This is a genomic window from Rhodococcus sp. EPR-134, assembly GCF_001647205.1.
GTDB classification, from domain to species: Bacteria; Actinomycetota; Actinomycetes; order Mycobacteriales; family Mycobacteriaceae; genus Rhodococcus_F; species Rhodococcus_F qingshengii.
This window is the reverse complement of the sequence record NZ_LVCT01000537.1, coordinates 1-3,205: the sequence shown is the minus strand read 5'-3', so window position 1 is coordinate 3,205 and position 3,205 is coordinate 1. Positions and strand designations below refer to the sequence as shown.

Genomic DNA, 3,205 nt, shown 5'->3' with positions numbered 1-3,205 from the left:
GGTCGCCGTGCTCATCGGGCCTCCGGGAGTGAGTGGAGCCCGCGGGCGATCCCGTCGGGCTGGGTGCATCTGTCGGGTGTGTCGGTGAAAGCGTCAGCGATCACGTGGGTGCGCTCAAAGATTCGCTGTCCATAGGTATGCCGAAGCTCGGTCAAGATCGTGTTCAAAGGCAGGTCGTCGAAGACGCCGCGCTCGCGGACATACTCCATGTGCAGGGCTCCGTCGGCGGCGAAGGCGTGCAGGAGGGCGTCGTGCTCGCCATCGAAATCCACCGGCGGCACCCCGAAACGGGCACACAACTCGGTGTTGAACGCCGGGGTCGCCTTCATCCACCGGCCGTTGACGTAGAGATGGCTGTAGCCGTGATAGACGAACAGGTCCGTGCCGCCCATGAGCGCTCGCAACGCTTCGGTCTGCAAATGATTTCGGACGTCGGCAAACCCCAGTAGCGCCGGAATCCCTGCCGCACGGCACACCGCGGTCAAGAGCACCGCCTTCGGGACGCAATAGGCGCGCCCGGTCTCGAGGACGAAGCTTGCTCGATAATGGGCGGGATCGTCCGACACCGTGTAGGGGTCGTACCGGATCTGGTCGCGGACGGCGGCGAAGAGGCGCTTCGCCTTGTCCCGGTCGGTGCCCGCATCCCCAACCGCGGCGGCGGTGAACGCCCGGACGGACTCGTGCTCGATGTCGAGGAAGTCGGTCGCCCACGAGTGCGCCAGCGGTGCCTTATTCATCTGCGCTCCAGAGTTATCGGCAACCCGTCGACCGGAATGGGGAGCGAGGTGTTGTCCCACCTCGCTTCATACTGATCGGGGACCGTCCAGGTGTAGGTGCGTAGCATGTGGTGCAGAATCGCCTTGACTTCGAGGGTGCCGAAGTGCAGACCGATGCACTTGTGTACCCCTCCTCCGAAGGGGATCCACCCGAGGCGGTGATTCTGGTCCTCACGCCGCGGTTCGCTGAAGCGGTCAGGGTCAAAGGTGTCGGGGTCGGTCCAGCACGACTCGTCGAAGTGGTTCACCGACGGAGCCACGGCCACCAGGGTGTCCGCCGGGATGTGGTGGCCGGCGATATCCACGTCTTCGACCGTCTTGCGCATCACGATGGGCACGGGCGCCACCAGACGGAGTGTCTCCTTGATCACCAGGTCGAGAGTCTCCAGTGAGTCCAGGTCGTCGATGTCCGGGCGGCGTCCACCGAGTCGGTCGGACTCGGCCCGCGCCCGTTCCTGCCAGGCCGGGTGCTTGGCGAGGAAGTAGGCGGCAGCGGTGGTGGTGATGGTCGATGTGTCGTGGGCCGCCATCATCAAGAAGATCATGTGGCTAACGACGTCCTCATCGGTGAACGCCTCACCGTCGGCCGTGCGCGCATGGCACAGCCCCGCAAAGAGGTCGCCTCCTTGGCCACTTCGAGCCGCCGGCAGGTGCCGGGTGAAGTAGTCCTCCAAGAGCGCGCGCCCACGGACTCCCGCTCGCCAACGAGTCCCCGGTAACGGGAAACGGATGATCGAGCTGGCCGCACGCACGGTGGCCACGAAGGCGTCGTTGATGGCATCGGTATCCTCGCTACCCCCCCGACCTGCCATGAAGACCTTCGTGGCGACGTCGAGAGTTAGTGCCTTCAGCAGCGGGTAGATGCGCGTGGTGGATTGTCCCGCTGTCCACCCTGGGATGCTGGCCTCCAGCGTCGGGCCGAGCTGGTCGACGTAGCCGGCGAGTCGGTCGCGGGTGAACGCCTCCTGCATGATCCGCCGATGCATCCTGTGTTCGTCGAAGCTCATCAACATCAGGCCCCGATGAAAAAAGGCATCGATGAGATAGGTCCACCCGTCCTGGGAGAACGACTTCGCCTTGGTGGTCAGCACCTCCTGTATGGCATCCGGTCCGGCAACCGCCACTATTTTCGTGCCGAAGGCGCCCATCCACGACACAGGTCCTAGCCGCTGGTACCTGGCCCGGGAGAAGTTAGATCCGAACCGGATGTAGTCCAGGGTGTGACCGAGCAGAGGCATGCCAGCGGTCCCTAAGACCGGTTTGAGGCCTGACCCCGCCGGGGGCGGGGCGAGCTCTCGGACAGGCCACCGGTCACTGGCCCCGAGCAGGGCCGCGTCGACCCGACTCGGCAGTGGCACCATGAGGACCGACGAGAGTCGCTCACGACCCTTCGCCAGCGGGAGATGGATAATGTTCGTCACTTGTGTTCCTTTCCGAAACGCAGCCCGCACTCACCATTTCGTACCCATCGCCCGAAGACCCGTCATCTCAGGCGGAGCTGGCAAGCGCCAGTTCAGTTCGGTCGATGGGGAGTTGCTGCGTGATTACCCGCTTGCTGAACATGAAGTCACGGGGGCGGTTGATGCAGTCGGCGCCAATAAGCTCTCCCTCACGGAGGTAGAAGCAGGTGAAGTCGCGGTCTCGGGTCGGGTCTCCGCTGAGGATGACTTCGTCGTAACCGGTGTTCAGACCGGCGATCTGGAGCTTGAGATCATATTGATCCGACCAGAACCATGGAAGCGCCGCTATCTTCTTGGACTTCCCACACACCGTCGCGGCAGCGACCTTGGCTTGCTCGTGCGCGCTCGGCACAGACTCCAGGCGTAGAGGGCGGCTGTAGCGAGCCATGCTGTGGCTTGCGCAATCCCCGGCGGCCACGATGTCGGGGTCGCTGGTCCGGGCCTGGTCGTCGATCACGACGCCGTTATCAATGACCAGACCTGCGGCGGCGGCAAGATCGGTGTTCGGCTCAACGCCGATGCCGACAATGACGAGGTCAGCGGGAATTGACTCGCCACCGGACAGAACTACTTCACGGACCCTGTCCTCGCCGGACAGAACCTCGACCAGCACACCCGTCCGGATTTTCACGCCCTCCTGCCGGTGAATACGGTCGAAGAACGCTGATACTTCGGGGGCAGTGACCCGCTCAAGGACGCGCCCAGTCGCCTCGAGCACGGTGACCTCCAGCCCCAGTGCACGCAACGAGGCAGCCGTCTCCAGTCCGATGTAACCGCCGCCGATGATCACTGCCCGACGTCCTGCGTGGGCGGCCACTCGGATCATCTCGACGTCTGCGACTGTGCGTAAGTAGTAGACTCCGGCCAAGTTGGCTCCCGGGGTGGGGAGTCGCCGAGGGCGGGCGCCAGTGCACAGCGCAAGCTGGTCGTAAGCTAGTGCGCCGCCGGTACTCAGTGAGAGATGACCAC

3 protein-coding genes are annotated in these 3,205 nt (G+C 64.2%); all 3 read right to left on the bottom strand.

The genetic code is table 11. From position 1 onward, the window contains the following. Positions 1 to 11 precede the first annotated feature (11 nt). Positions 12 to 737 (bottom strand): transglutaminase-like domain-containing protein, encoded by a 726-nt coding sequence (locus A2J01_RS24345; RefSeq protein WP_003942420.1) that lies wholly within the window; start codon positions 735 to 737, stop codon positions 12 to 14. Then, positions 734 to 2,197 carry a cytochrome P450 gene (locus tag A2J01_RS24340; protein ID WP_019750067.1) on the bottom strand — a complete coding sequence of 488 codons (1,464 nt, stop codon included), beginning with the start codon at positions 2,195 to 2,197 and terminating at the stop codon, positions 734 to 736. The genes A2J01_RS24345 and A2J01_RS24340 overlap by 4 nt, the downstream gene beginning before the upstream one ends. A 67-nt stretch (positions 2,198 to 2,264) precedes the next feature. After that, positions 2,265 to 3,205, bottom strand: a 941-nt coding sequence (locus tag A2J01_RS24335; RefSeq protein WP_064113772.1) for an NAD(P)/FAD-dependent oxidoreductase, incomplete at its 5' end; no start/stop codon positions are given.

Bases quoted from the DNA above. Each gene is read 5' to 3' on its own strand.
- A2J01_RS24345 (WP_003942420.1), bottom strand. From the start codon at position 737: ATGAATAAGGCACCGCTGGCGCACTCGTGGGCGACCGACTTCCTCGAC.